This is a genomic window from Actinomadura kijaniata NBRC 14229 (genome assembly GCF_001552175.1).
GTDB classification, from domain to species: domain Bacteria; phylum Actinomycetota; class Actinomycetes; order Streptosporangiales; family Streptosporangiaceae; genus Spirillospora; species Spirillospora kijaniata.
In genome coordinates this window covers 17,914-44,413 of the sequence record NZ_BCQR01000099.1, presented here as the reverse complement: position 1 = coordinate 44,413, position 26,500 = coordinate 17,914, and the positions used below count along the sequence as shown (strand labels likewise).

Sequence of the window (26,500 nt, the reverse complement as noted above, 5' to 3'; positions counted from 1 at the left end):
GCGGTGATCCGGCCGGCGTCGCCCTGGGCACCCCCGTAGCCGAAGGGCGTTCCCGACAGCGCTGTACGCAGCACCAGGGCGGCGAAGGACGCGAGCAGTCCCGCGACGGCTCCCACCAGGACCGGGCCGCGCCATCGGGCCGCGACCGCCAGCAGCGGCAACGCGGTGAAGACCAGGACGGTCAGCGGGAGTTGGGCGTCCTGGCTCCGGAACGGGTCGATCGCCAGCCGTCCCGGTAGCACGAAGGCCACCGGGACGGTGACCAGCCATGTCAGCAGGGCGGCTCGTGCGGCTGTGGGCCACTGTGCCCGGCCGCCGGGTGGATCAGCTGGGAGCGGGCCTGTCTCGACGGCCATCAGGTCAGTCCGGGGTGGCCTGGATATCGAGGGTGAGCGCGTGGACCAGCATGTTGATCCCCACCAGCAGCGGACCCACGGCGAGCAGGACACTGCCGGCGCTCGCGGTGGCCGTGCCCAGGCTGTGCAGGGACACCCAGATCCCCACGACCGTCCCCACAGCGCACAGGAACAGGCCAGTGAAGAGCATCAGGGCGATGGGGGAGAAGGAGGGCACCACGTACCTGCGCAGTATCCGCCGCCAGAAACCGAAGACCAGAAGCCTGCTGATCTGCGGTACCACGCGGTGGAGGCGCATTCCGGAGACCTCCTGGCCGTAGACGGCGGGGATCGGGACGTCCTTGGCCCGGACACCGGCGATGTTCAGCCAGATCAACAGGTCGTTCTCGAACGCGTAGCCGGTGGCGAGCCGGTCGAGGGGGATCCGCGACAACGACTCCCGAGTGATCGCGGTGTAGCCGTTCTGCGGATCGAACAGGTTCCAGTAGCCGCTGGCCAGCTTGGTGGCGAACGACAGCACGGTGCTGCCCAGCAGCCGGTTCAACGGCATCCCGGTCAGCCCCGAGCGGGCGAAGAAGCGGTTGGCCTTGGTGAACCCGTAGCCGTCGTCGGCGATGGGGTCCAGCAGAGCCGGCAGGTAGTCGGGGTCCATCTGGGCGTCACCCGCCATGACCACGTTGACGTCGGAGTCCGACTCCAGCGTCACCCGGTGGCCGGTCACGATGGCGCCGCCCACCCCGGTGTTGGCGTCGTGCCGGACCAGGGTGACCCGGGGATCTCCGACCTCCGCGACGCGTTTGGCGGTCTCGTCGGTGGAGGCGTCGTCCACCACCACGATGTGGTCGACGATCTCGGGCATGGTCGAGATCGTCTTGGCGATGAGCACTTCCTCGTTGTACGCCGGAACCACGGCGGTGACGGTCAGCCCCTTATACACCGAGTTCCTCCCGCAGGGATTCGTCACGGACACGCAGCGCCAGTTCGAGCGCGGCCAGACCGTCGGCCCCTGACACCAGGGGGGCGGTCCGCTCCCGGACGCACCTGACGAAGTGGCGTTGTTCGCGGGCCAGCGGCTCGCCGGAACCGTCGAGATAGGGGATCTCGATCACGCTGTTCTGCCGGTAGCGCGGGCCGTCCTCGTCCACGAACTCGGCGTGTTCCACGCGGTGCACCGTCACCTGCCGGTGGAGCAGGTCGGCGACGACGACGTTCCCGCGCTGGGTGAGTTCGATCTGCCGCTGCTTGGTCTGGCTGGCCTGGCTGGCGGTGAGGGTGGCCGAGACTCCGTTGGCGAAACGCAGCAGCACCGCGGCGAAGTCCTGGGTGCTGGAGTGCACGCGGCGCGACAGCGCGTGCACCCGGACGAGATCGGCGTCGACCAGAGTCCGGACCAGATCCAGATCGTGGATCATGAGGTCGAGGACCACGTCGGAGTCGACCCGGGGACTGAACGGCCCCACCCTGCGGATGTCGATGTGGATGAGGTCGTCGACCAGCCTCGGCAGTTCCGCGACCGCGGGGTTGAACCGCTCCACATGGCCGATCATGAGGATGCGCCGCCGCTCGTCCGCCGCGGCGACCAGGCGTTTGGCGTCCTCCAGGGTGGTGGCGATGGGCTTCTCGACCAGCAGGTCGATGTCACCCCTGAGCAGTTCCACCCCGATGTCCGCGTGGTGCTCGCTGGGGGCGGCGACGATCGCCGCCTGGACGGTGCCGAACAGCGCCTCGGTCGTCGGGGCGTAGACGGCTCCCACATGGTCGGCGAGGGCCCGGCCGCGGTGGGGGTCGGGATCCACGACGACGGCGACCTCCACGTCGGGCAGCGCGGTGGCGATGCGGCAGTGGTGAGCCCCCATGATCCCGGCTCCGACGATCCCGAGCTTAAGCACCAAGGGCCCTCCGTACGCTCGTGGCGACCTGCTCGAGGTCGCGCTCGTCAAGGCCGGGGTGCACCGGCAGCGACAGCACCTGTGCACAGGCTGCGGCGGCGCGGGGCGCGGGATCGGGACGGACGCCGGGGTGCTGCCGGTAGCACTCGTGGTCGTACATCAGCCGTGGGTAGTAGACGCCGTGCCCCACTCCGGCCTCGGTCAGCCGGGCGCCGAGTTCGTCGCGTCCGATCCCGGCCTCGGCTGTGACGCGCACGGTGTACTGGTGCCAGGCGTGGACGCCGTCATGGGGTTCGGCCGGCAACACGAGTCCGGGAACGTCAGCCAGGGCACGGTTCAGGGTGCGGGCATGCGCGGTCCTGCTTTCGAGGATCGTCGCGATCCGGTCGACCTGCGGCACCGCGACGGCGGCCTGCAGATCGGTCAGCCGCCAGTTGTAGCCGACGGCCTCGTACTCGTAGCGGCGTCGCATCCCCTGGTTGCGCAGCAGCCGGAGCCGGTCGGCCAGCGCGGCGTCGTCGGTGGTGACCAGGCCGCCCTCGCCGCAGGTGATGTTCTTGGTGCCGTAGAGGGAGAAGGTCCCCACCCCGAACGACCCCACGGCCCGGCCCCGGTGGCCGGCCCCGTGCGCCTGCGCGGCGTCCTCGATGACGGCCAGTCCGTGCCGCCGGGCCAGTTCGGTCAGCGCTGTCATGTCGGCGGGTGCCCCGTAGAGGTGCACCGGCACGAGGGCGGCGGTGCGGGGGTTGACCAGCGCGGCGGCGGAGTCGGGGTCGATCGTGCAGTCCGGCCCTATGTCGGCGAACCGGGCGACCGCGCCGACCTCCAGGATCGCGTTGAGGGTGGCGTTGAAGCTGAAGGCCGTGGTGATGACCTCGTCGCCGGGACCGATGCCCGCCGCCCGGAGCGCGGCGGTCAGCGCGACGGTGCCGTTGCTGACGGCCACGACGTGCTCGACCCCGATGACCCGGGCGAAGGCATCCTCCAACCGGGCGACCATCGTTCCCTGGGCGAGCATTCCCGAGCGCATGACCTCGAGGACGAGCCGTTCCGCGTCCTCGCCCACCTCGACCGAGGTGAGGGGAACTGTCCGGGTTCCGGTCGCGCCCGGATTCATGCGCCGTCCGCCCGGCAGTCGGCGCAGACGAGATCGGCGGGCGGGTCGGGGGTGCGCGCGACGGTCCGCGCGCAGCGGCAGACCCAGCCGAGAGGCCGGGCCGGGTTCCCCGCCACGAGCTGGTGCGCCGGCACGCTCCGGGTCACGACCGCGCCCGCCGCCACCAGCGCGTACTCATCGATCTCGACGCCGCACACGATGGTGGCGTTGGCGCCGATCGAGGCGCCGCGGCGCACGTACGTCGGGGTCACCGTCCAGTCCTGGGAGAAGGCACGGGGCCGGAGGTCGTTGGTGAAGACGGCGCTCGGCCCGACGAAGACGTCGTCGGCGATGTCCACGCCCCGGTAGACCGAGACGTTGTTCTGGATCTTCACACCGGAGCCGATGCGGACGCCGCTGTCGACGAAAACGTTCTTACCGAGCACGCAGTTCTCGCCGATGCTGGCCCCCGCGCGGACGTGGGCCTGGTGCCAGACCCTTGTGCCGGCGCCCAGGCGAGCGCCGCTCTCGACGATCGCCGTGGAGTGGATGAATTCTGTCATTTGGGTACATATCTAGCAGTCAGGGGAAGATCAAGGACGACTCATCAGGCAGGTGGGGTCTGCCTTGGGTCCCGTTTGGGCCCTCGGACCCAAGTTCTGGATCATGGTCGCCGAACGGCTACGAAGGTCGTGGTGTCCAGGTCCCGCACGGTGAAGACGGCCGGATCGAACTGCGTTCGCCGGAAGGCCAGCCTGGACGGCGACTGCTCGGCCTTCCAGACCAGTTCGTCGCCCTCACGGCGCAGCACGAAGACGTCGATCGGCCCGAAACGCGTCCGCGACGAGGCACGGCCGAACGCGGCGGGGTCGGTGATCCGGGACAGGCCACGGATCTGCTCGTGCCGGTCGTCCCATCGCACCGGGCCGTTGGTGCCGGTCCGGTCGACGCCGACGTAGCCGCGCCACGGCAGGAAGGCGAACAGCTGTTCGTCGTAGGACAGCGTGCGGGGGCGCGCGTCGTGCGTCCTGACCTCCCGGACGGCCCGCTGGATCGCCGTCACCGGTAGATAGGGCATTCGTGCCGTGGACTCGACCTCCCGCGCGTGGCGGGGGCGGGTGCCGTCGGGAAGCGGCTGAAGATGCGCGCTCGCCGCTCGCTGGTTGGTGTCCCCGGCGTTGCTCCAGTCCACGTCCGAGCCGCCGTTCTTGTTGGGTTTCCAGAGGTTGGCCGGCATCCACAGGCTCCAGTAGGAGAAGGCCACGAAGAGGGTCAGCAGCGTCATCACGGTGGGGCCGGCGCCCACCGCGAACGTGCGCCCCTTCCGCCGGGCCAGCGCCGGGACGGCCGCCCCCGCGCCGAGCACGGCCCCCGCGAGGAGGCACACGCTGATCAGCGGCATCGTGTAGTAGAACAACCCGGTGTGCCCGGTGGTCACCCAGCGGACCACGCCGAGCGCCCGGTAGGCGTAGGCACCGATGACGATGAGCAGCAGCGGCCTCGCCCACCACTGGGAGCGGCTGTACCAGAGCAGGGCGACGAGGCCGAGCAACTGCACCAGACGCAGCAGACTCGGCTCCAGGAACGGGAAGGGCGGCTCTGAGATCTGCTGCGCCTGGTACAGATCGCCGACCTGCTGGAATCCGTGGAGGGCCGCCCACAGGTAGGGGAGCGTGTACCAGGACGTCAGCACCGCCACCACGGCGGCGAGCCGCGCCAGGTACAGCGCGTAGGCCCGGCGGTCAGCCGCCTCCCTCCAGGAGAGCACGGCCAGCACCACCAGTCCGAGCGCGCTGTACACCACGTAGGCGTGGTAGGTCAGGCACATGACGGCAGTGACCAGTCCCGCGGGCAGCCAGTGCATCCGCTTTTCCGGAGACGCGGCGACCGTGCCCAGGACCAGCGGAACGAAGGTCGCCAGGGCGAGGACCTCGTAGGCCTTACCGGGATTGCCGAGCGGCAGCAGCGTGAGCACGCTGATCGCGAGGGCGGCCGCGGGACGCGTCAGCCGGGACCACAGCGCGAAGGAAACGACGACCGACGCCGAGACCACCAGGGCCTGCGCGGGGCCGATCAACTCCCAGGCGGGCCGGTCGAGGAGCAGGGACAGTTTCCCGATGATGTAGGGGTACAGCGGCGGATACTCGGCCGGAACCCCGGCGACGATGCCGTCGCTGGTCGCCCACGACACCGAGTAGCGCACCGCCATCGCGGAGATCCGCCCGCTGTCCCCGAAGACGCCCTCGTAGCCGAAGGGCGTCCCCGACAGCGCGGTGCGCAGCGTCAGCGCCAGAAAAGACCCGAACAGCCCGGCCGCGACCCCGAGGACGACGGGGCCGCGCCATCGCACCCCCACGACGGCCAGGACGGCCGCCAACCCGAAACAGACGGAGAGCGGCAGGTCGGCGTCGCGTTGCTCGAAGGGGTTCAGGCCGGCGGCGCCCGGGAGCGCGAAGGCCACCGGCACGGTGACCAGCCAGGTCACAACGGCGACCAGCCCCGGCTGCCGAAGGGCGCGCGCCCGCGGCGGGCGGCGCGGCCCGTCCGCCGCGGTCTCCGGCTCCGCCGTGGCCGGCGTGTCGGTGGTCGGGTCGGCGGTCACGGACTCCGGCTCAGGGAATGCCGGGGAGGTCTGCTCGGCGGACATGCGGTCTCTTTCACTCAGGGGGCTGCCGGGGGCAGGACGGGTCGGTCCAGACGGCCCAGCCCAACGGGCCGATCCGGGCCGTGGCCACCCGCCAGCCCCGAGGGCCACGCGGCCAGGAGGACGCGGGAGGGGATCCGTGGTCCCATGCGACCACGGCTGTGCAGACACCGGGGCGCGGCGGGCCGTGGCGCGGGTCGAAGCGTTCGATCTCGGTCCACCACGCGTACAGCGCGACGCGGGTCCGGACGAGGGAGTCGTCGTCGGCGTTGCCGTACAGCGGGTCGGCGACGGCGACCCCTCCGGTGGGGGCGCCCGCCAACGCGGGGACGTGATGGCCCGTTCGCGTGATCAGCATGGTGAGGAGCAGCAGGGCGACCAGGCCGACCGTCAGCAGCGCCGACGCCAGGGCCGGGACCCCGAGCCTCGCCGCGCCGAACAGGGCGGCGAGCAGCACCACGGCGGCGACGGAGGCTCTGGTGAGGTGGAGTTCCGTCCAGTCAAGACTGAGGAGACCGACCTCTGGGAAGTCGATGGGCATGTACTCGTAGGTGCGCAGCCGCTCTCCGCCGTGGACGGCGACCCAGACCGCCGAGACGGTGAACAGGGCGATCGCCGCCGACACGGCTGGCACCACGCGTCCGCGGCGAACGAGCACGGCGATGCCGACGAGGGTGTAGACGAGAGCGACGCAGGCGAGGTAGCGGCCGTAGGCGAAGTTGCCGACCCGATGCTCGTCGGGGAGGGCGGCCGCCGACGCGTAGGCGATGCCCGAGGTCACCGTCAGCAGGACCACGGCCATGACACGGTCCTCGGGGGACGCCCCCGAACGGCGGGGCAGCCGGGAGACCACCGCGACCGTGCCCACCGCGGCCAGCAGCCAGGTGCCCGCGAACATCGCCCACAGCTGGCCCACCGCGCCCGACAGCGCCCAGCCGTGGCCGTCCAGCGAGGTGAGCCGCGTCAGCAGATCTCCGGCGGTGTCGAGCGAGCCACCCGGATACAGCGACCGGTACAGCCGGTCGTTCAGGAACAGGGCCGCCGAGGCGGCCACGACCGTGACTGCCAGCGCGACCAGCGCCGGACGCCGCCGGTCCCGGCGAAACAGGCACCCGGCCAGCACAAGCACGTGCACGGCGAGCACGACCCTGCCGCGCGCGTGTGCGGCCTCGGCGAACGCGGCCGTCAGGCTCGCCACGCATCCGGCCGCGGCGCCGCCCCGACACACGAGACGGTCGACGGCGAGCAACCAGCCCAGCAGGACGACGGGGAGCACGGTGTCGGCCAGGGCCATCGTTCCCCACAGGGTGGCGGCCGGGACCAGCGCCGCGCACCAGGAGAGGAGCAGCGCGTGCCGCCGGGCGACCCCGCACCGCCGGAGCAGGAGATGACCGAGCGGGAACGCCAACGCGCCGAACACGGCGTTGACGACGATCACCAGCCGGTACATCGATGTCAGGTCCTCGCCCAACGCCTGGGCCGGGGCGACCAGCAGGGCATAGCCGCCCTGGTAGAAGCGGCTGCCGGACAGGTCGGCCCCCGGACCGCCCAGAAGCCAGCGCGCGGCCAGCAGGTACCCCGCCTCGTCCGGATAGAGACGCGGGCGCGGACGGCCGCTCGCCAGGAGGACACGGACCGCCACCTGAGCGAGCCAGCCGATCAGAAGCGCCCACGACAGACGGTCGCGAGCGCGTCGGCGCGGCTCTGGAGGCGCTTCGGGCAAGGCGGAGGGAGGGGCGTCAGCCACGAACCGTACCCCCGGGGCGGACAGGGCAGCCGGGAGAGGACCAGACGGCCCACCTGAGCTTGCGCGACCGCATCTCGGCACCCCGTGCCCGCCACCCCTGGGGATGCGCGGGCCAGGTCGCGTCGAGAGCCGTTCCGCCCGGCCAGTTCACGACGACGGAGCACACGCCCGGCCGGGGCGGCCCCTGCCGGGGATCGAAGAACTCCAGTTCGGTCCACCAGACGGAGAAGGTCGTTCGGGCGCGGACGATGAGGAAGAGGTTCGGGTGCCCGCCGAACGGACGGGCGATGGCGACGCCTCCGGACGGTGCGCCCGGGGGAACCACGTCGGCGGTGGTGCCCGGTCGCGCGAGGGCGGCCGTGATGACCAGCATGGCCAGGGCGTTCACGACCAGGAGACCGGTGGCGAGCGCGCGCGGCCCGAGCCGTCGCAGCCCCAGGAAGAGCAGGAGCAGCAGGGACGCGGTGAGGCTCGTCCACAAGGGTCGCAGCCCACCCCAGAAACCGCCCAGCAGACCGACCTCCGGGAAGTCGTGGCCGAGATAGCCGTAGTCCTCGGGCAGACGGCTGACGCGCGCCCAGACCAGGAGCCCCAAGCACGCGAAAACCGCCGTCGCGACCAGCGCGGGCCGGGCCACCCGGACCGTCCGGACGAGCGCCGCCAGCCCGGCGAGCGTGTACACGAGCGCGAAGCACGACAGGTAGCGGACGTAGGCGTGGTTGCCGAACCGCTGTTCGTCGGGCAGGGCCGCCGCCGTCAGATAGGCGACGCCCGATGTCGCGGCCAGCAGCACCGCGGCCAGCAGCCGGTCCTCGTAGGCGGTGTCCCTGTGCGCCAAGCGCGCGACCACCACGACGGCGCCGACACCGCCGATCATCCAGGTGGCCGTGAGGAGCGCCCAGACCTGCCCGGCCCCGGTCCCCAGCGCCCACATCTGACCGGACCAGGAGGTCAGCCTGTTCCACAACTCGCCTTCGAGGCCGAGGACGCCGCCCGGATAGAGGCCGTCGCGGACCAGGGAGTTGAACGCCAGCGCCGCGCCGACGCCGGGGAGCAGCATGCCGAGCGCCACCACCGAACGCCGACGCTCCCTGCGGAGCGCGTGCCACGCCATCGCCGCCGCGTGCACGGCGAGGATCACCGCGCCCCGTCCGTGCAGGGCGTAGGCGTAGCAGGCCAGCAGGTTCGCCGCGGCGGCCGCCGGAAGCGCGGCCGTGCGGACGAACCGGTCGAGGCAGAGCAGCCAGGCCAGGACGACCACGGTGAACACGCTGTCGGCCATGGCCATCTGCCCCCAGAAGGAGGCGGCCGGAAGCAGCGCCGCGGACCAGGCCAACGGCGCCGCGGACACCCGGTCCAGGCCCAGCCGCAGCAGGGCCAGGAAGGCGAGCGGAAATGCCGCGGCCCCGACCAGCGCGTTGGTCACCAGGACCAGCCGGTAGACGGTGCCGGGATCGTCGGCGAGCAGGTGCGCCGGTACCAGGAGCAGCGAGTAACCAGGTTGGTAGAAGGCGCTGCCGGAGAGGTCGGCTCCCGGTCCGCCGGTGAGCCAGCGGGCGGCCACCAGGTAGCCGGACTCGTCCGGCTGGACGAACGGCGCGACCTGCCCCCTCGCCGACGCGATCCGCACCAGCACCTGGGCGGCCCACCCCACCACCAGGAACCAGAGCCATCGTGACCTGGTCCGCGACCGCGCGGGTGCCTCTGGCGAGGGTGACGTGGGGGGCGCGAGAGGCTCGGTCACCTGCGTCACCCTAGAGCGGACTTGCGTCGATATCAGTCATCGATGGCTGTTTCCGACGCCTTTGGGTCTGAAATTGGGTCTAAGGACCCTGATCTCCTTCCGGCGCCCCGGCGGGCGAAGGTCACCCGGTCCAACCACAGGTAGCGGGCGAGGAAGATGAGGACCTGTCCGATCAGCCCCGACACGACGATCAGTACGGGATCCCCGCCGAACAGCACATCCCCGAGGCCGATGAAGACCCCCGCCGCCAGTGCGCCGAGCATGACCGTCTGCCAGAACCCGAACAGCTCCCGGAACAGGCCGCGGCCGCTGCCCTCCCGCCACACCAGGGTGCGGTACAGCAGGAAGGACGGAGGGGTGAGGACCGTGCCGACGGCGAGGTTGAGCAGCCCGGCGTTCACGTCCCACCAGTGCCGGGCGAGCAGCAGCAGCCCGTAGCCGCAGGGCACGGTGACCAACGACAGGGAGGAGTAGCGCAGGAAACGCGCCGCTCCCCGCCGCTCGGCCACCGGCCCCGCCGTGGTTCCGGCGGACGGCGACGTCCGCGCCCGCTCCCCGGTCATCCGGCGCGCCCCGCCCGGCCGGCACTCCGGCCCCTATCATGATCGGCGTGCGCAACGCCCCCTGGCGCGACCTCGCGACCGAACCGATCCCTCTGACCCGCCCGTCGACGGACGGCGCGGAGCTGGCGGCCGTGGCCGAAGTGCTCGACTCCGGCTGGCTCGCCGGTCAGGGGCCGCGATGCGCGGCCCTCGAAGCGGACTTCGCGGCGTTGAGCCACCGCGCCCACGCCGTCGCGCTCAACAACTGCACCGCCGGCCTGCACCTGGCGCTGAAGGCGCTCGGCGTGCGGCCCGGTGACGAGGTCCTGGTGGCCGACTACAGTTTCCCGGCGACCGGTCACGCCGTCCTGTACTGCGGCGGAACGCCGGTCTTCGTGGACGTCCGCCCCGACACCGGGACCATCGCCCCCGACCTGGTCGAGGCGGCCATCACCTCGCGCACCCGGGGCATCGTGGCCGTCGACGCACTGGGCGTCCCCGCCGACTGGGGGCCGCTGACGGAGATCGCGCGGCGGCACGGTCTCTTCCTCGTCGAGGACGCGGCCTGTTCGACGGGCGGCTCCTACTCGGGCCGCCCCTGCGGGAGCTTCGGCGACGTGGCGGTCTTCTCGCTGCACGCCCGCAAAGGGGTGACCTCCGGCGAGGGCGGTGTGCTCGTCACCGACGACGACACGCTCGCCGAGCGGGTGCGAAGCGAAGCGTGCTTCGGGATGCGCAGCGCCTTCGACCGTCAGGCCGCCCACGCCCTGGCGACGCCCGCGTTCACGGATCTCGGCTACAACTACAAGCTCTCCGACGTGCTGGCGGCCATCGCGTCCGTGCAGCTCACCAAGCTCGACGGTTTCATGCGGGACCGCGCGGCCATCGCGGCGCGTTACGCGGCGCTGCTCGCGGACGTTCCGGGCGTGCGCGCTCCCGAGGTCCCGGCCGACCGGGTGCCGACCTGGCAGACCTACGCGGTGACGGTGGAGGAACCTCTCGACCGTGACGCTCTGGCCGGGGAGCTGCGGGCGCGGGGCATCGGCTGCAACATCGGCACCTACGCCCTGCACATGCAGGAGGTCTACGCGACCGACGCGCGGTGCCCGGAGTCGCGGCGGCTTGCCGAGCGCCATCTGGCGCTGCCGATGTACTCCGGGCTGACCGGCGCTGAGCAGGAGCTCGTCGTCGCGACGCTCAACAAGATCATCGGCGGCTGAGCAGATCATGGACTGTCGTCTCCGTATCGGCGTGTCTCGCCGGTCGCCGGGTCCACCTCGCCCACGACGCGGGCCGGAACCCCGACCGCCAGACTGCGGTCGGGGATGTCGGAGGTCACCACCGCACCGGCGCCGATCACGCAGTGGCTGCCGACGGTGACCCCCATGAGGATCACTGCTCCGGCCCCGACGAACGTGCAGTCCCCGATGCGGACCGGCCGGTACTCGACCTCGACGGCCCGGTCGCTGGCGCAGCGCCGGGCGCTGGAGTGGGTGTAGACCTGGGCGCCGGCCGCCAGGTCGCAGCCTCTCCCGATCACCAGGCCGCCGGAACCGTCGATGAGGCAGAACGGGCCGATCCAGGTGCCCTCTCCGATGACCGGGTCGCCGACGAACCACGCCAGCGGGTTGTAGGGGTTGGAGGGAAGGTCGGTCATCGCTCAGTTCAGCTCACCGGTGACCTTGAGGTGTTCGATGACTGAGGCGAGCCCCTCCTCCAGCCCGATCGTGGGTTCCCAGCCCAGGGTCTCCCGGATGCGCCCGATGTCCGCCGCCCGCCGCGTCACCAGCACCTCGCGGGGCCGGAAGATCGGCTGCACGTCCATCCCGAGCGCCCGGATCAGATGATCGGCCAGGTCGGCGATCGTCGTCTGGCAACCGGTCCCGACGTTGAGCGCCATGCCGGACGCCGTGGAGTCCAGCGCCATGCCGACGGCCCGGGCGATGTCGGTCACGTGGACGAAGTCCATCGACTGCTCTCCCCGGCCGTCGATGACCGGTGCCTCCCCCGCCGCGAGCCTCCGCAGGAAGGTCAGCACGACCGAGGTGTAGTAGGCGTCGGTCTGCTGCCCGGGGCCGTAGACGTTGAAGAACCGCAGTGCCAGCCACGACAGCTTCGACCGCTTGGCGTAGAACGAGAGCAGGTGCTCGCCCGCGAGCTTGGCGGTGCAGTAAGGGGTGAGGGGGGAGGGCGGCGTGTCCTCATGCGTCGGCAGCGACGTCGCGTTGCCGTAGATCGAGGCGGAGGACGCGTGGATGACGCGCCGGACGCCGCCGCGCGCCGCGGCGTCCAGCACGTTCTGGGTGCCCAGGAGGTTGACGTCCAGGCTCTCCGTGGGGTCGGAGATCGACTTGTTCAGGCAGACGGCGGCCAGATGCACCACCGCCTCCACACCGCGCGTCGCGCCTTCGACCGCGTTGGCGTAGCGGACGTCACCCTCGACGACCTCGACGCCGTCCAACGCCGCGAGCGCCGCCGCGGCCTTGGGATCGCAGCGGTACCGGTTGTCGAGGATCCGCACGCGCCATCCGCGCGCGAGCAGTTCCGGTACGACGTGGGAGCCGATGTATCCCAGACCACCGGTGACAAGGACCGTGCTGTTCTGTGCCTTCACGTGTCTCTCACTCACTGTCTGTCGCCTGACGCCGCTTCCGCGGCCGGGACCGGCGTCGTCGCGCGTCGCGGAACCCGCGGGCGGGAACGCCGACCCGTGGACCGGACGTCCCGGACCACGTAGAGGGGGCGGCTCCGGGTCTCCTCCACCGCACGCCACAGATACTCGCCCATGATTCCGATCACGATGAGCTGGGTTCCGCCGAGGACGAGCAGCACGACCAGGACCGTCGGCCAGCCGGAGGGGGTGTCGGCGCCCAGCAGTTCCCGGATCACCAGGACGACCGCGTACACCAGTCCCGCCGCCGCCACCCCCACGCCGGTGAAGCTGCACAACCGCAGCGGTGCGGAGGAGAACTGGATCAGGGAGTCGACTGCCAGCTTGACCATCTTGCGGCGGGTCCACCGGCTCTCACCGTGGCGACGGGCCTGCTGGTCGTACTCGACGCGGGTCTGCGTGAACCCCAGCCAGGCGATGAGGGCGAGCACGTTGCGGTTGCGTTCGGGGAGCCGTGCCAACTCGTCGATCACACAGCGGTCCACCAGTACGCCGGACGGCCCTTCCGGAGGGTACCCGGCGAGGTCGGCATACCTGGTGAAGATCTTGGAGAAGCCACGGGAGGCCAGCTCCTGGGACGCCGACCGGCCGGTGCGGCTCCGCCGGATACCCCACACGACCTCCGAGCCGTCGCGCCAGCGGGCGAGGAAGTCGGTGAGCAACGACGGCGGCTCCTGGAGGTCGGCGCCGAACACCACGGCCGCGTCCCCCGCGCATCGGGCCAGGCCCGCCGAGATCGCATAGTGCGAGCCGAAACTGCGGGTGAGCCGGACGACCGTGATCGCAGCGTCGGGTCCCGCGAGATCCAGAACCAGGTCGGCGGTCCCGTCCGACGATCCGTCGTCCACGACCACCAGCTCGAACTCGTAGCCGGGATGCGCGCTCGCGAAGTCACCGAACCGGGACAGCAGGCCGGGAACGTTCTCCGCCTCGTTGAGCGCCGGAACCACGACGGAGACGAGCGGCCGGTCCACCGCGGCCCGGCCGTCAGGCGTGTCCGTGCGGACATCTGCGTCCATGGATGGCTCCTAGGGGGTCTCGGCGGCCGGGACGTAGACCCGGATGCCGGTGGTCGTCGTGGCGGTGGTGAGCTGCCGGTAGTGGGTGGCGAAGTCCAGGCCGCAGGACCGCAGCGCGTCGACCTCGGTGGGCGACACGGGGCGCCGGAAGAGCAGGACGGGGGAACGCTCCCTCCACCAGCCCTGCCCGCCCGCGCATCGGGCACGGATTCCGGCGGCTGTGCGGGCGGGGTCGAGCGCCGAGTACCACGCCTCGCCGACCGAACGGCCGTCGAGGGCCAGCACGACCCCGGCCATCTCGTCGAAGGCCATGACGGCGCGACCCGGGGGCTCCAGATACGGCCGCAGTGCGCGGCGGAGGCCGCTCAGTTCGTCGGCCGTGCCCCGGTCGAGGGACAGGGAGGCCAGCGCCGGAACGTCGGCGGCGGTGACGGTGGAGGCATCCCGGCCCGCGGTGCGGTAGGGGTGGTTCCGGACTCCGTCGGTCGCGACGGCCGCCGCGAGCACGACCGAACCGCCGATGGCGGCCCCCGTCAGCCACCGTGCGGGCCAGGGAGCGGTGTCGACGCCGGTCAGCACGGCGATGCCGATGGCCCCCCAGGCGGCGAAGGCGTTGATCGCCATGACGTGCAGCGGATTGCCCGTTCCGGCGGCCTGGAGCACCGGCAGCAGAACGAGCATGGCCAGGCACGTCCAGCCTCGCGGGCTCTCGTCCGCCAGGGCGGGACGGTGACGGCCGGCGCGCCGGCGGAGCAGGACGACGCCGCCGATCAGGACGGCCAGCAGCAGCGTGGCCAGAACATGGGCGGGGAACCGGTGCAGGTTGGCCGAACCTCCACTCAGTCCGCCGCCAGCCACGATCCGCCAACCCGAGACACTGAGTCCCACCCCGGCCAGCACGGCGGCGCCGCGGCGTCCGGCGGGCGTCCGGGACACTGCGGCGAACACCGCCGCCGCCAGCAACAGAGCATGGTTGACGACGGTCGACGCCAGAAGCAGGAGTCCGGTGCGGGCGTACATCCCCAGCAAGGCCAGGGGAGAGTTGGTCTTGCCGGCGATGAGCCGGTTGGTCGCGACCATCTCCGGCAGCGCCGCCGTCCAGGGGATGACGAACAGGTGTACCGCCAGGGCGGCGGCCGCCGCGCCGCCGAGAGCCCATGCGGCGCACCGGACGACCGCGCGGAGTCCTTGGGGGGCCAGCGCCACGGCGGCGACGGTCGCGATCAGGGCGAGGATCAGGGCCGAGGAGGTCCACTTGGCCAGCAGTGTGGCGACGGCGACCGGACCGAGGGCGGCAGGCGTCCAGGCGGGCACGGCCGTCCCGCGATCGACGGACGTGGCGATCCGCAGGACCAGGGCCGCCGCGAGCAGCCCGCCAAGGACGGACACGTCGTTGTATCCCGGACTCAGCGGCAGCCAGCTGTAGACCAGCCCTCCGCAGGCGACCACGGCGGCGGTGCCGGCTGCCTCCCAGAGCCGGGTGCCCGGCGCGTGCGGGCGCCGCGGGCGCAGCCACCGCATGAAGGACCATCCGAAGACGAGGTGGACGCCGACGACGGTGCACAGCCGGAACAGGCGCAGGGCCGCGATGTCGTGGCCCAGCAGATCGAACACGGGGCCGTAGAGATACTGCGCGCCGGTGAAGGAACGCAGGTCGGTGTTCCACCAGCGGTAGGAGAGCAGGTAGAAGCCCTCGTCGGTGACGTCGAAGCCGTGGCCCGCCGACAGGGCGACCGCGCCGATCCAGACACCGGCGGCCGCCGTGGCGGCGAACGCAGCGACGGCCGTCCGGGGGACGCGCGTGGGCACGGCGGTGGCGCCGTCCGCGCCGGGGGCGTCGGCGCGCTGCGGCTCGGCGCTCAGGCTTGGCGGCTCCACGGGCCGAGACGATACAGGGCAAAACGGATGATGAGCTGGGCCCCGAGCCCCAACCTCCGGGCCCAGCCGACGGTTGCGGCCGCACCCGCGTCCCCGGCGTCGCCGTGGACCCCACGATTGGGCCCGAGCGGACGGGAGACGGGGCTTGGGGCCCATCCCTTTCTGTCAGATGATCAGTAAGGTCCGTGGGAGGGGACGCCCTGGGCCCAAGGCCACGGGCGCTATTCACCGGGAGCGGCGGGATGGCGGGACTGGTAGGCATCATTGTCGGAACAGTCACGCTCGTGATGCAGCTCGGAGCGATCCGGGCGTTCGGCCTGGAGCAGGCCCAGCAGGCGGAGCTCGTCGTCCGGTCCTGTGCGCTGTCCGCCGTGTCGGCCGCCTGGATCGCGATCGACCGGGCCGACCTGCGCGCGGGCAAGGCCTCGCCGCGCACCCTTGTCGCCGTGCCGGTGGTCGTCCTTCTGATCGCGTTGGTCATGGTGCGGATCGGGCCACGGATCCTTGGAGAGAGCGCGCTCCTGGTGAAGGGCTGCGGGGGCCTCGCGGTCCTTGCCGGCGGGGTGGTGGGGCTGCTTCCCGTGCTCGGACGCGGTTATGTCGCGCCGCCGGTCGGCGTTCTGCTCGTCACGGCGGGGGAACAGCTGGCCTCGCTGATGGGGGCGGTGGCGTGGACCGCGCTGCCGATCGGGATGCTGGCGGTTCTGGCGGTGGCCCGTGTCGCCAGGCGGTCGGATCCGTGGGCGATGGTGCTGGCGGCGGGCGCGCCGTTGGTCACCGCCGCCCTGGCGGCGGGTGTCGAGCGGGGAGTCGTCGGCGCTTCGGGCCCTGCCCAGCACCGGCTGTGGTGGCTTGCCGTAGGGTGTGTTCTCGCAGGGCTGCTGGGTCTGGCCACGTTCCTTCGTCCGGCTCCTCCAGAGGAGGCGGACGGTCCTCGCGCGCGGACGCGGAGACCTTGACGGCGGCAGGATCCCGAGCCGACGTGACCTGTGGTGGCCGGGTCCGGGGCGGCTGATTGGGCCCTGGGACCCTGTGCTGTCCGGGCGGTTTTCCCTAGCCTTGACGCGATCATGCTCGCCCGCGGATCCGGTGGTGACTTGGTGTTTCTCGCGCGTTATCGGGGGCGTCTCGGCGACGAGGGATCGACGCAGCTGGTCATGCTGATGGCCTGTGTGTGCACGGTGGCGCTCACTGTCATGCTTGTTCCGCTCGCACAGGCCAACGACATGCGCACCCGGACGCAGACCGGCGCCGACGCGGCCGCGATCGGCGCGGTGGTCCCGATGCGGGACGAGGCCATCCGCGTCGCCATGCACGGCTTCCTGCCGACCGATGTCGGGCTCTGGGCGGTCGCGCCGGATATCAAGGAACCCGCCGCCAAGCTCCCTTACCACCGGTCGGCCGAGGAGTACGCGCGCCGTAACGGCACCGTGGTGACGGAGAAGGTCAAGCCGTCCGGTCCCATGGGCCACACGATGAAGGTGTCGGTGCGCAGCGGCGACTGCATGATCAAAGATGAGAAGGAACTCACCGCCAAGGACAGGCAGGACCTCGCCGAGAACAAGAACGTCTGCACCGATTCCAGCGGAAAGAAGGGCATCGCCAAGCGATGGGGCGTCGCGACCGCCATCGCCGAACTCCAGTTGCCGAAGTGCGAGAGGGTGCCGTCGGGCCCCGGGAACGACGGCATCCCGGACACCGATCTGTACTGCGACAAGGTCCGGATCTGGACGAGTAATGGCGGCGCCCTGGTCTCCCGCACGTTCCTGCTGCGGATGTTCAAGATCCGGCTGGTCTCCAAGGAGGGCGGGGAGTACAAGGGCCGACCCGTCATCTTCGGCGGTGACGGGTTCAGCAAGCAGCTTCCCGACGCCAGCATGTGCAGTGAGGGCGGTCCCCAGGGTGCGGAGAACATCACTCCCCGGATGCGCTGCGTCCGTGACCTGATCAAGAAGAAGTTCGAGGTGCCCAAGGGCATCGGCTGCTGGCGCGCCAACGGCGGTATCACCGGCGGCGGCGAGCATCCGCTCGGCCGGGCCTGCGACTTCATGATCAGTGGTCCGGCCGGGCCGAGCAAGGAGGAGGCCGACCTCGGCTTCGCGATCTCCAACTGGGCGCACGCCAACGCCAACAACCTGGGGATCTACTACATCATCTACCGCCAGCACATCTACAACCCCCAGCGGCACTCGGAGGGCTGGCGGCCGATGGAGGACCGCGGCAGCATCACCCAGAACCACTTCGACCACGTGCACATCTCCGTGCTGTAGCCAGGGCCCGCGGGGTCTGGGACCGGGCACCGGGCCAAGTTGGGTCCGCGGGCTCATGTGTGAAGACCTCCCCGAACGCTTGGCTGGCGAGGTCCTGTCCATGCCCTTTCGGGAGGTCCCGTGCGGCCACGCCATGATCACGGCGAGGGTGCCGTCAGCTACATCGCGGTGATCGCCGGACTGGTCGCTGCGGTCACCGTCACCCGGATCGGCGGCAAAATCAGTACGGGGCGGTAGAACGCGATCTGCCGGTCTCCGACGGAGAGGACTGCGGAAACGCGCAGCGGCCGCAGGCCGGCCGGCAGCAGCCTAGTATCCCGGCACCTGGCGAGCCGAGCCCGGAACCCGGGCCGCCCATCCAGACACCGCCCCCGCAGCCCAAGCCCAAGGCGCAGGTCGAGACCGGGAAGGTCCTGAACGAGACCCCGCGCGGCCGGGAGGCCCTGGACTGGGTGAACAAGAACGGCGTCCGGGTCGTTTACCGGGCCGGGGGCGGTTCCTACTGGAGCGACGAGGACAAGGTGTTCTACGTCGACACCAACCAGACGCCCGAGGAGATCGCCAACACGTTCGTGCACGAGGTCAACCACGCCAAGCACCGCAACGAGCCCGACCCGAAGAAGATGGGCAAGCAGGAGTACATCGACCGGGCCATCGACGAAGAGGTCAACGGCGTGGCCGAGCAGATCAAGAGCAACCAGGAGCTGCGGGACGCCCGGGGTCCGAAGTACACCGACCAGACCGTGATGCAGTCGCAGTACGAGGACGCCTACAAGAAGGCCGTCGACGCCGAGAACGCGGAGCGGGCGCGCCACGGTCGTCCTCCGCTGACTCCCGAGGGAGAGCGCCGGGTGGGGGAGGATGCCGGCCAGAAGCGGATCCGGCAGGCGTTCGACAACGGCGAGGTCGTCGCCTCCACGAACAGGAAGATGCGAACGAGAAGTGCTTCCTGTGGGTCCTCTGCTGAGCGGCCCCGGAACCGGTTGCGGCGTCTTCCCGCCGTGTTGGCGGCGGTCGTGCTGCTGGGAGTCGCGGGCTGCCAGGGCGGCACGACCGAAGGGAAGACGCCGGTGAAGCCCACCCCGCGTCCTGACGAGGCCGTGCGCACCTCGATCGCCGCCGGGTTGGGGCAAGCGGGGGACGCCGAGCAGGCGGCGGTCGTCACGCGCGGCGGCAGCCAGCTCACACCGGTGCCCGCCCCGTTCCTGAAGACCTGGAAGATCTTCCAGGTGGACTACCGGCAGGGCGCGCACCCGGTGCGGTTCTTCGTGGCGTCGTCCGGCTCGAAGGCGACGCTGCTGACGGGCAGGCCGAAGGCGTTCACCTCGGTGACGGCCGAGGACGGGGCGAACGTGGCCGACCCGGCCACCGCCGCCACGCTGGCCCGTCTGTACGTGGAGACGACCCGCCCGGCCGAGAAGCTCACCTATGTGGTCGGGAGCGTGGACGAGATCCAGTTCCGGCCGGGGCTCAGCGGCGACGACGCGGCCCGCAAGGACGCGATCGTCAAGCGCTACCGTCCGGTCGTGAAGGCTCCAGAGGGAGCGGCCCAGGGGGACGGGTTCGCCGTGACCGTCTTCGTCGTCAAGGACAGCGAGCTGCAACGCCGCGCGTTCACCGTCTCCAAGCGGGGCGCCGTGACGGAGAAGACCACGACGCTGGTCAAGGACCTGCCGGTGCCGATGGCGCTCTGACCGGCGCCGGGCCCGGGAGTGGGGCTCGGACCCCGAGCGTCCGGGGCAGGAGGACGGCTTGGATAGGGATCCTCCCCCTGCCTGCAACGATGCGGTGTCGAACTTGAGCGCGGTGAACGCCACATCCGGCCCGCTGGTCCAGCGCTGGTACTCGCGGGCTGGACGGCCGCGTTCACGGGACCCTTACTTCCTGTACGCGGCGGGCAATGTCGGCGGCCTGACGGCGCTGCTGACCTCCCCCTTCCTGATCGAGCCGTCGACGTCTCGCCGACCAGGCGAACCAGGGCCAGGTGGCTGGGGCCGACGTTCCTGCCTCCTCGCTGATGTTGGGCATCTACCTGGTGAAGTACATCGTCGCGTTCGGGGTGCGGTCGTACCGCTGGCTGTCGCCGACCGTGACGGGTGCGGCGACCTGCGCGGCGGTGATGCCGGTGACGTTCGCATTGCTGAGGGAGCACCTGCCGTTCTACATGCTGGGCCTGGGCCTGGGCTGCTGGCGCTGTTGGGCCTGGCCTGCCACGGGCTGCTCGCGCCGGTGCTGTTCGACTGGATCGCCGAGCTCCCACTCGTGGTGGTGGCGCTCGCGTTGATCCTGAGGACGGGACCGATGGCCGGTGGCCGGCGGCTGGGGCGGGCGGGGACGGCCGTCCTCCTCGTCGGCCCGGTGGTGACGCTGGTCATGTGGGGCTGGATCGGAACGGACCGGGGGTCCTGCTGGGACTCGCCACCGCGGTGGCGTCCTGCGTGATGCCGACCCGCAGGCCCGGCCCGTTCACGCTGTCGGGTGTGACGACATTGGTGCTGCTGGTCGTCACGAAGTACGGCGGGGCCGCCGAACGGGAGTGGATGTTCTTCGGGGCCTGCCAGATCCAGACCGGGAAGGGGTGCGGAAGTTCAGCCACGGCACCACCGCGCTGGGACGCAATACCTCGACCCGGCGCGGCAGGACAGGGATCCGGAGAAGGACGGGCACGCCGCCGACTGGATGGTGGTGGCCCGCGACGAACAGACGGTGCGGACGCTGCGCCAACGTCCCGAACCGTGGTCGCCGGTGGCGCCGACCGGTCCGGTTTGAACCGACTCCTGCTCCTCGCTGTGGGGCGTACTGCGGGCGCGGCACTGACCGGGTCCACCAGATGGGCCCAGAATGGGTCCGGAGGCTCACCACAGGACGTGCCCAGAGCACCTAGGTTTTCTGACGTGTTCGGGTTTGTTCGTTGGGCGTTGCCCGTTTCGTTGGTCATCGCGGTGTCCGCCTGCGGGGCTGCCGGGGCAGGTGACCGCCCGTCGGGGTTCGAGGAGTACAAGGGCGACCTGTACCGGGTGGACTACCCGACGGGATGGCTCGTGCGTGAGACGGACGAACGCGCGACGGTGGAGTTCAACGGCCCGGACCGGAAGGACGGCACGCGTGACGGTGAGGTCCGGATCACCGACTGGGGCGACTGGAACACCGCCTTGCGTGACAAGGCGATGCAGTTCCGTACGGCCGCGCCGCGCTCCGGCTACCGGATCGAGGAGGACGTCCCCGTCATCGTGAACGGCGCGCAGGAGGCGCACCGTTTCGTGGTGTCCTATGACGCCAGGACGGCCACCGGCGCGAAGGTCCGGATGCGCATGACCGACACGTTCGTGCTGACCGGTGAGCGGGTGCTTCTCGAACTCGTCGTCCGTGCCCCCAAGGGGAGCGCCGACCTGGAACGCACCAAGAAGATCGTCGACTCCTTCCAGGTGGAGGAGGGCAAGGCCTGGTTCGGCTTCGAGTGGCTCGACCTCGGCTGAACCGACCGGAGGCACCAGGGCCGGGTCCACTGCGAGAACTTCTGATCCACCGGAACACCAAGCAGGCCGGTGTCGCGGCTCCGTCGCGACGTCGGCCTGTTCGCGTGTGGGTGCGGTGCCGCTCTTCCGAGCCCGTGACCGCTCCGGGACCGCTCGCGTGAATTCCCGATTAATTTTTCAGAAAAAATGGATGGACAATTAATTCCCAATTGTCGTTGATTCGAAATTGGGTCTTGTCGTGGGTCTACGGGCCTATTCTGTTAATGGATTCCGCTGGCACTGTTCTCGCTGTGCTGAGCAGAATCGGTGAGGCGGTGAAGAGGCGGTCCGACGTCGACCGCGGTGAGGGCGCGGTCGGGTATCTGGCCGTCCTGCTGCTGATCGCGGCGGTCCTGGCCACCCTCGTGCTCGCCGGCCTCGGCGGACGGGTCGGAGCGAGTCTCGAGTACGCCATCTGCCGTGTCCTGCAGGCCGGTGGCCTGGTCGGGCACTGCGAGCCGCCGAAGCCGTCCGACGGCCGGAAGGCCGTTCCCGACCCGGACGCCCCGCAGCGGCCCTGTTTGGCGCACAGCGAGAGCACGTACCTGGAAGAGACGCTCACCATTCCCACCAAACGCGTGGACGTGCGGTCCAACAGCCGGGGCACCCTCCAACTCAACAAACGCGTGGGGCCGGACGGAAAGCCGCAGTGGGAGGTCGTCGACTTCACCTGGGGCGAGGGTGGTGTCGCGACACCGGAGACAGGGGCCGGACCGGTGAAGGGGGGCGTCTGGGGAGGGGCGACGGTGACGAACGGAAAGGTCTACGGAGGTTTCCGGGATGAACGGGAGGCGCGGAAGTTCTTCGAGGATCTGAAGGAGCACCGCATCGGCAGCGACGTGAAGTTCACGCTCCGCACCAACCCGATCTCGGGGGGTTTCGTCTGGCTGGGGACGAAGCTTCCGTGGGTGGGTGACGACGTCGACCGTTACATGGGAGGCAGCGAGCCCGACCGCAAGCCCGTCGGCGAGTACATGGAGGGCGGCCTGACCGGCGGCGCCAAGGCCGACATCGAGCTCGGCCGGCTGAAGATCCCGCTGAAGGGGCGTGGCTGGCTGGTCTCCGGCAGCCAGACCGATCTGCGCAACGGGGAGAAGACGACGTACTACACCCAGCGCGGCGAGTTCGAGGCCGGGATCCAGATCGACGTGGGCGACGTCATCCAGAAGCTGCCCGCGCCGGTGCGCAAACGCGCGCAGCAGGGGCTGGAGGACGGGCTGGACGCCGTCATGGACGTCATCGAGGCGCGGCTCAGGAGCGAGCTGGGGAACGGCTTCGTCATGCTTCCCGAGCAGCGGTCGCAGATCAGGGCCCAGGTCAGGCTGAATCCCAGCGGAGGTCTCAACTACAAGCACCGCGGCGGCACGACCTGGGGCGTCACCCACGACAAGGACGGCAAGGTCGTCCGGGTCACCCAGGTCAAGAACGGGCAGGACATCGTCTACTTCCGGGCGGACGGCAAGCTGAGGTCGACGGGCGGCTCCGGGGGCAAGGCCGACGGGACCGCCGGGAAGCAGTGGATCATCTACGCGCAGCGGACGCTGACGGAGAAGGCGCTGGACCACTCCAGGACCGAGGACCGCCCGGTCATCGACCGCTACCTCCGCGACGGCGACACCGACGCCGTCGAACGCGCCTGGGACGACGGCGCGGGCACCATGGGCACCGTGACCTACGACAACACCGGTGACACAGGCAAGTTGGAGGGCAAGGGCGCGTCCGGGAAGAAGCCGAAGTCCTGGCTGGGCATCTTCGAGGTCGGCCGGGAGAACGAGAAGCACACGATGCAGAGCGCGCGGTACTTCAAGCCGGGAGTGGGGTGGGTGCCGTGGCCTTCGTGCCGCTGAGACTGCCGGCCGTCGTCGCGGTACTCCTCGTGGCGGGATGCGGCGCCCGGGACGACGTCCGCGTGTCCGCCCCGCCGGGGTACCGGGTGGAGCGGGTCGTGGATTTCGGTTTCGCGGTCCCGCCGGCCTGGCGACGCGCCGAGGAGAAGGACGAGCAGGGCCGTCCGCTGACGACCGTCCGAGGACCGGCGCTGCCCTCCGGGGTACCGGACGGTGTCGCGCACGCCCAGCGGTACGCCGACTATCGGCAGGGCTTCGGCACGGCCCTCGACCAGTTCCGCGACCTGTCGCGGTTGAACGGCTACCGGCTGACGGTCGACCGCGAGACCAGGGTCGGGGGAGCGGTCCGGGCCCACCGGTTCGAGGCGTCCTACGAACTGTCCAACGACCGGGGCGTCCCGACCGCGTTCCGGCTGGGCGGCGTGTACGCGCTGACCGGGGACGGAACGCTGGTGGAGTTCGTGCTGCGGGCGCCGCAGCAGGGTGCGGCGGCGGCCCGGCTGCCGCTGATCCTCGACTCCCTGCGACTGGCGGAGAGGTGAGGGGGCCGCGATGACCTCGAAGATCGTGTTCTGGGGGCTCTCCCTCCTGGCGATGCTGCTGCTGTTCACCGCGGTGGAGAACGTCCCGTCCGGGCCGGTCAGGGCGCTGGCGCTGAACGTGGGCGGCCCGGCCCTGCTCGTCGCCGCGCCGCTGTACCTGGTGGCGCGGCTGCGTTTCCGGAGCGGAGCCGTCCGGACGACCGGGACGGTCGAGCGCTGCGAGGAGGACGGCCCCGGCGAGGTCACGTGCGTGCTGGTGATCGGTTTCGTCGACCTGGCGGGGGACCGGCACGTCTTCACCGAGGAACACGCCCCGAAACGCGAGGTGGGCAAGGAGGTGCCGGTCCTCTACGACCCGGCCGCACCCGCCAGGGCCAGGCTCCACCGGCATCCCGCCGTCGACCTGCTCACGGCGGCGGCGATGCTTCTCGTCGGCGTCGTGCTGACGTTCGCCGGATGGGGACCCCACCTGGTGCGTTAGAAGACGTGGCCCGGCCTTAACGCGGAGTTCACCGGGGTGCTCGCCGCCGGACGCCGCGAAGGGCGATCTTGGGATCGCGCGCGGCACACGGGGAGAAGGGGGCGGCATGCGCATCGGTCTCACGGCGCTCGGCCTTGGTTTCCTCCTCTCCCTGGGCGGAAGCGCCGTGGCCGCCCTTCTCCTGGTTCCGCTGGTGGCGGCCGATCCGGCGTCCGCGCGGTCCGCGGCGTTCGGTTGGGGAACGACGGCGGCGGCGGCGTTGCTGCACGCGGTCCTCGGCTGGCTGGGGGCCCGCGTCGCGGCCCGTCGGCTGGCGGGCGTCGACCTGTCCGCCGGCGCCGCCGCGTGCCTCGCCTGCGCGGGTCCGGTCCTGGCGGCCCTGGTGACGCAGGTGGGCGTGGCGTCCCAGGGAGGACTGGGAGCGTCGCTGCTGGTGGAGTCCGGCGCGGTCGTGGGAGCGGTGGCGGGGTTCTGCACGCTCTGGTTCGGGCGGCGGCGCACCGGCCTCTCGGCGTCGGGCGGATAAGGGACCGGCGGGCCGTTCCCTGCCCCTGATGACTGACACACCCTTTTTCCTGCGAACACGCCGGGTCCGCGCCGGGCACGTTCGAAGTGCCGTCCGGCCATCGCGCCGTTGCCGAAGGCTTCGCTCCGAGAACGCGACACGGGACCGGTGCCGAAGACCGGAGGGCCCGGTGGTAGCCCTGGGGAGGGGATCTAATCCGCGTTTGGGACCGCTTCTTGGGCCCCAGGGCTCAGGCGCGGGGTAGTACCGAAAGGTTTTGATGTTCACCGGGTGAGGAGTTGGTGAACATCGAACGGCAGCGGAGCGACAGCGGAGAAGGCTCGATCAACTACATAGCGGTCATCCTGTTGATCGCCCTTGTGACGAGCGCCGTGGCGGTCGCCGGGATCGGCGGGCTGATCGGAGAGTCCATCAAGGACGCGCTCTGCCGTGTGATCAACTCCGATGACCTGAGCAGGTGCGAAACCCGGCACGACCGCGCGTTCAAACCGGGGTGCACCACCCAGCTCGCGGTCGACGGCTACAGCGGCACCGTCGACGTGCTCATCTTCCGCGTCGGGCGTGACTACCAGTTCATGCGCACGACCTCCATCGACCCCGCCACCGGCCAGCGCACGGTGAGGATCACCGCGATCAAGGGGGGCACGGCCGGTGTCGGCACCGGCGTCGGCGTCGGCTTCAACGCCAAGAACCTCAACGTGGGCGCGGACGCCTCCGCCGACGCCTCCGTCCGGCTCGGCGTCGGCGACGCCTGGGAGTTCACCGGGCCGAACGCCGACAAGGACGCCGACAAGTTCGAAAGCGACATCCGCGAGCAGTACTCGATCGACGCGGTCAAGGAGAACGGCGGCCTGGTCGGCCAGATCGGCGGCGGCATCTACGACGCGTTCGCCGGGCCCGACATCCGCTCCCCCGACGTCAGGCGCTACGAGGGTGAGCTCAACCTCAACGGCACCCTGGCCGCCGGCCTCGGCCTCGGTCCCAAGGACCCCAAGGACCCGCCCAAGGGCAGTCGGCACTACGAGTACGAGGGACGGCACCGCAAGCCGACCTGGCGGGACAAGGCGGGCGAGTACGACACGCGGGGCAGCGACGGCTTCAGCCCCAACGCCCGCGCGTGGGTGAGCGTCGACGGCACCGAGAAGATCATCTACGAGGAGAACAAGAAAACGGGTGACACCACCCTCACCATGCTGCTGGCCGGTGCCGCCAGCTACGGTGAGCAGCATGTGGTCGACGGGAACCAGGGACAGCGCACCGCGGTGGGCGCGATGTCCTTCACCAAGGGCCGTGACGGCAAGCTCAAGTCGGTCACGTTCACCCAGACCCACATCGTCGACGGTCGCACGACGATCATCACCACGCAGGTGCCCCTGAAGACCGACGCCGACCGCCAGGCCGTCATCGACCACCTGGCCAACCCGTTCGGGGGCGGACCCGCTGGCAAGATGCTCACGCTGACCTGGGACGACATGGCGCCCACCGAGGCCCCGGGGCCGAACGCCGACCCGCTCAAGCAACTGATCCACCGGGAGGGGAAGACCTCCCGGGTCGACTACGCCAGCTCACAGAACAACGAGGAATACGGCGCGAGCATCAAACTCGGGCTCAAACTGGGCGGCAACTTCGGGATCGCCAACACCCGCCGGGAGGTCCAGAGCGCGCAGTACCTGGGCGCGCCCCAGTCGGACGGGCGGCGTCCCTACAAGAGGTTCCCGGAATGCCGCCAGTGA

The 26,500-nt window shown here is 70.8% G+C and carries 25 protein-coding genes; 11 read left to right on the top strand and 14 right to left on the bottom strand.

All coding sequences use genetic code 11. The annotated features are described in order from the left end of the window. The 9 genes from AKI01S_RS28670 to AKI01S_RS28630 all read right to left on the bottom strand — a co-directional run. The coding region (locus tag AKI01S_RS28670; protein WP_218009842.1) for a hypothetical protein at positions 1–251 on the bottom strand (251 nt) is incomplete at its 3' end. A gap of 109 nt (positions 252–360) precedes the next feature. Further along, positions 361–1,293, bottom strand: a complete 933-nt coding sequence (locus AKI01S_RS28665) for a glycosyltransferase family 2 protein (RefSeq protein ID WP_067824755.1) — start codon at positions 1,291–1,293, stop codon at positions 361–363. After that, positions 1,286–2,245 (bottom strand): Gfo/Idh/MocA family protein, encoded by a 960-nt coding sequence (locus AKI01S_RS28660; RefSeq protein ID WP_157420214.1) that lies wholly within the window; start codon positions 2,243–2,245, stop codon positions 1,286–1,288. The genes AKI01S_RS28665 and AKI01S_RS28660 overlap by 8 nt, the downstream gene beginning before the upstream one ends. After that, complete coding sequence (locus AKI01S_RS28655; protein ID WP_218009841.1) at positions 2,238–3,311, bottom strand: DegT/DnrJ/EryC1/StrS family aminotransferase; 1,074 nt, start codon at positions 3,309–3,311, stop codon at positions 2,238–2,240. The genes AKI01S_RS28660 and AKI01S_RS28655 overlap by 8 nt, the downstream gene beginning before the upstream one ends. 47 nt (positions 3,312–3,358) lie before the next feature. Further along, entirely contained in the window at positions 3,359–3,904 is a 546-nt protein-coding gene (locus tag AKI01S_RS28650; RefSeq protein WP_067824750.1) for an acyltransferase, read from the bottom strand. 101 nt (positions 3,905–4,005) lie between these two features. Beyond that, on the bottom strand, positions 4,006–5,988 hold the full coding sequence (locus AKI01S_RS28645; protein WP_067824749.1) for an arabinofuranosyltransferase: 1,983 nt from the start codon (positions 5,986–5,988) through the stop codon (positions 4,006–4,008). A 10-nt stretch (positions 5,989–5,998) separates the two neighbouring features. After that, positions 5,999–7,627: a hypothetical protein gene (locus AKI01S_RS28640; RefSeq protein ID WP_067824747.1), complete on the bottom strand. Its 1,629-nt coding sequence runs from the start codon at positions 7,625–7,627 to the stop codon at positions 5,999–6,001. A gap of 97 nt (positions 7,628–7,724) precedes the next feature. Then, entirely contained in the window at positions 7,725–9,476 is a 1,752-nt protein-coding gene (locus AKI01S_RS28635) for a hypothetical protein (RefSeq protein ID WP_157420213.1), read from the bottom strand. A 32-nt stretch (positions 9,477–9,508) separates the two neighbouring features. Then, positions 9,509–10,039 carry a GtrA domain-containing protein gene (locus AKI01S_RS28630; RefSeq protein ID WP_067824743.1) on the bottom strand — a complete coding sequence of 177 codons (531 nt, stop codon included), beginning with the start codon at positions 10,037–10,039 and terminating at the stop codon, positions 9,509–9,511. A gap of 47 nt (positions 10,040–10,086) precedes the next feature. Here AKI01S_RS28630 and AKI01S_RS28625 point away from each other — a divergent pair, with 47 nt between their 5' ends. Then, positions 10,087–11,238: a DegT/DnrJ/EryC1/StrS family aminotransferase gene (locus AKI01S_RS28625; protein WP_218009840.1), complete on the top strand. Its 1,152-nt coding sequence runs from the start codon at positions 10,087–10,089 to the stop codon at positions 11,236–11,238. A gap of 5 nt (positions 11,239–11,243) precedes the next feature. Here AKI01S_RS28625 and AKI01S_RS28620 read toward each other — a convergent pair whose 3' ends face one another. From AKI01S_RS28620 to AKI01S_RS28605, 4 genes are read right to left on the bottom strand one after another with little or no spacing between them, the layout of a single operon-like run. Then, entirely contained in the window at positions 11,244–11,675 is a 432-nt protein-coding gene (locus AKI01S_RS28620) for an acyltransferase (protein ID WP_067824738.1), read from the bottom strand. 3 nt (positions 11,676–11,678) lie between these two features. Further along, the gene (locus AKI01S_RS28615) at positions 11,679–12,632 is read right to left on the bottom strand and encodes an NAD-dependent epimerase/dehydratase family protein (RefSeq protein ID WP_067824736.1); all 954 of its coding nucleotides are present in this window, start codon (positions 12,630–12,632) and stop codon (positions 11,679–11,681) included. Between the two features lie 11 nt (positions 12,633–12,643). Then, the gene (locus AKI01S_RS28610) at positions 12,644–13,708 is read right to left on the bottom strand and encodes a glycosyltransferase family 2 protein (RefSeq protein ID WP_067824734.1); all 1,065 of its coding nucleotides are present in this window, start codon (positions 13,706–13,708) and stop codon (positions 12,644–12,646) included. Between the two features lie 9 nt (positions 13,709–13,717). Continuing rightward, complete coding sequence (locus AKI01S_RS28605; protein ID WP_067824732.1) at positions 13,718–15,586, bottom strand: hypothetical protein; 1,869 nt, start codon at positions 15,584–15,586, stop codon at positions 13,718–13,720. A 242-nt stretch (positions 15,587–15,828) separates the two neighbouring features. On the opposite strand from AKI01S_RS28605, the gene AKI01S_RS28600 reads away from it, so the two are divergent. The 4 genes from AKI01S_RS28600 to AKI01S_RS28585 all read left to right on the top strand — a co-directional run bounded on the left by AKI01S_RS28600 (position 15,829) and on the right by AKI01S_RS28585 (position 20,140). Next, positions 15,829–16,545: a hypothetical protein gene (locus tag AKI01S_RS28600; RefSeq protein ID WP_067824730.1), complete on the top strand. Its 717-nt coding sequence runs from the start codon at positions 15,829–15,831 to the stop codon at positions 16,543–16,545. 237 nt (positions 16,546–16,782) lie between these two features. Continuing rightward, positions 16,783–17,856: a VldE C-terminal domain-containing protein gene (locus tag AKI01S_RS28595; RefSeq protein WP_157420212.1), complete on the top strand. Its 1,074-nt coding sequence runs from the start codon at positions 16,783–16,785 to the stop codon at positions 17,854–17,856. A 452-nt stretch (positions 17,857–18,308) separates the two neighbouring features. Then, positions 18,309–19,550, top strand: coding sequence for a hypothetical protein (locus AKI01S_RS28590; RefSeq protein ID WP_067824726.1), 1,242 nt, complete (start codon positions 18,309–18,311; stop codon positions 19,548–19,550). A gap of 323 nt (positions 19,551–19,873) precedes the next feature. Next, positions 19,874–20,140: a hypothetical protein gene (locus AKI01S_RS28585; protein ID WP_067824724.1), complete on the top strand. Its 267-nt coding sequence runs from the start codon at positions 19,874–19,876 to the stop codon at positions 20,138–20,140. 87 nt (positions 20,141–20,227) lie between these two features. Here the strand turns inward: AKI01S_RS28585 and AKI01S_RS50925 are convergent, their stop codons facing one another. After that, the gene (locus tag AKI01S_RS50925) at positions 20,228–20,452 is read right to left on the bottom strand and encodes a hypothetical protein (protein ID WP_157420211.1); all 225 of its coding nucleotides are present in this window, start codon (positions 20,450–20,452) and stop codon (positions 20,228–20,230) included. A gap of 322 nt (positions 20,453–20,774) precedes the next feature. Here AKI01S_RS50925 and AKI01S_RS28580 point away from each other — a divergent pair, with 322 nt between their 5' ends. The 6 genes from AKI01S_RS28580 to AKI01S_RS28555 all read left to right on the top strand — a co-directional run bounded on the left by AKI01S_RS28580 (position 20,775) and on the right by AKI01S_RS28555 (position 26,500). Next, entirely contained in the window at positions 20,775–21,332 is a 558-nt protein-coding gene (locus AKI01S_RS28580; protein WP_157420210.1) for a hypothetical protein, read from the top strand. 314 nt (positions 21,333–21,646) lie between these two features. Further along, positions 21,647–23,218, top strand: coding sequence for a hypothetical protein (locus AKI01S_RS28575; RefSeq protein ID WP_157420209.1), 1,572 nt, complete (start codon positions 21,647–21,649; stop codon positions 23,216–23,218). After that, complete coding sequence (locus tag AKI01S_RS28570) at positions 23,209–23,760, top strand: hypothetical protein (RefSeq protein WP_157420208.1); 552 nt, start codon at positions 23,209–23,211, stop codon at positions 23,758–23,760. Before AKI01S_RS28575 ends, AKI01S_RS28570 begins: the two co-directional genes overlap by 10 nt. A gap of 10 nt (positions 23,761–23,770) precedes the next feature. Continuing rightward, positions 23,771–24,241: a DUF3592 domain-containing protein gene (locus tag AKI01S_RS28565; protein ID WP_067824716.1), complete on the top strand. Its 471-nt coding sequence runs from the start codon at positions 23,771–23,773 to the stop codon at positions 24,239–24,241. A gap of 106 nt (positions 24,242–24,347) precedes the next feature. Next, positions 24,348–24,767: a hypothetical protein gene (locus tag AKI01S_RS28560; RefSeq protein WP_067824714.1), complete on the top strand. Its 420-nt coding sequence runs from the start codon at positions 24,348–24,350 to the stop codon at positions 24,765–24,767. A 281-nt stretch (positions 24,768–25,048) separates the two neighbouring features. After that, entirely contained in the window at positions 25,049–26,500 is a 1,452-nt protein-coding gene (locus AKI01S_RS28555) for a hypothetical protein (RefSeq protein ID WP_067824712.1), read from the top strand.

Excerpts from the sequence above, each read along its gene's own strand:
- AKI01S_RS28650 (WP_067824750.1), bottom strand. The coding sequence starts at position 3,904 with ATGACAGAATTCATCCACTCCACGGCGATCGTCGAGAGCGGCGCTCGC.
- AKI01S_RS28645 (WP_067824749.1), bottom strand. The coding sequence starts at position 5,988 with ATGTCCGCCGAGCAGACCTCCCCGGCATTCCCTGAGCCGGAGTCCGTG.
- AKI01S_RS28630 (WP_067824743.1), bottom strand. The coding sequence starts at position 10,039 with ATGACCGGGGAGCGGGCGCGGACGTCGCCGTCCGCCGGAACCACGGCG.
- AKI01S_RS28620 (WP_067824738.1), bottom strand. The coding sequence starts at position 11,675 with ATGACCGACCTTCCCTCCAACCCCTACAACCCGCTGGCGTGGTTCGTC.
- AKI01S_RS28610 (WP_067824734.1), bottom strand. The coding sequence starts at position 13,708 with ATGGACGCAGATGTCCGCACGGACACGCCTGACGGCCGGGCCGCGGTG.
- AKI01S_RS28600 (WP_067824730.1), top strand. The coding sequence starts at position 15,829 with ATGGCGGGACTGGTAGGCATCATTGTCGGAACAGTCACGCTCGTGATG.
- AKI01S_RS28595 (WP_157420212.1), top strand. The coding sequence starts at position 16,783 with ATGCTTGTTCCGCTCGCACAGGCCAACGACATGCGCACCCGGACGCAG.
- AKI01S_RS28585 (WP_067824724.1), top strand. The coding sequence starts at position 19,874 with ATGTTGGGCATCTACCTGGTGAAGTACATCGTCGCGTTCGGGGTGCGG.
- AKI01S_RS28565 (WP_067824716.1), top strand. The coding sequence starts at position 23,771 with ATGACCTCGAAGATCGTGTTCTGGGGGCTCTCCCTCCTGGCGATGCTG.
- AKI01S_RS28560 (WP_067824714.1), top strand. The coding sequence starts at position 24,348 with ATGCGCATCGGTCTCACGGCGCTCGGCCTTGGTTTCCTCCTCTCCCTG.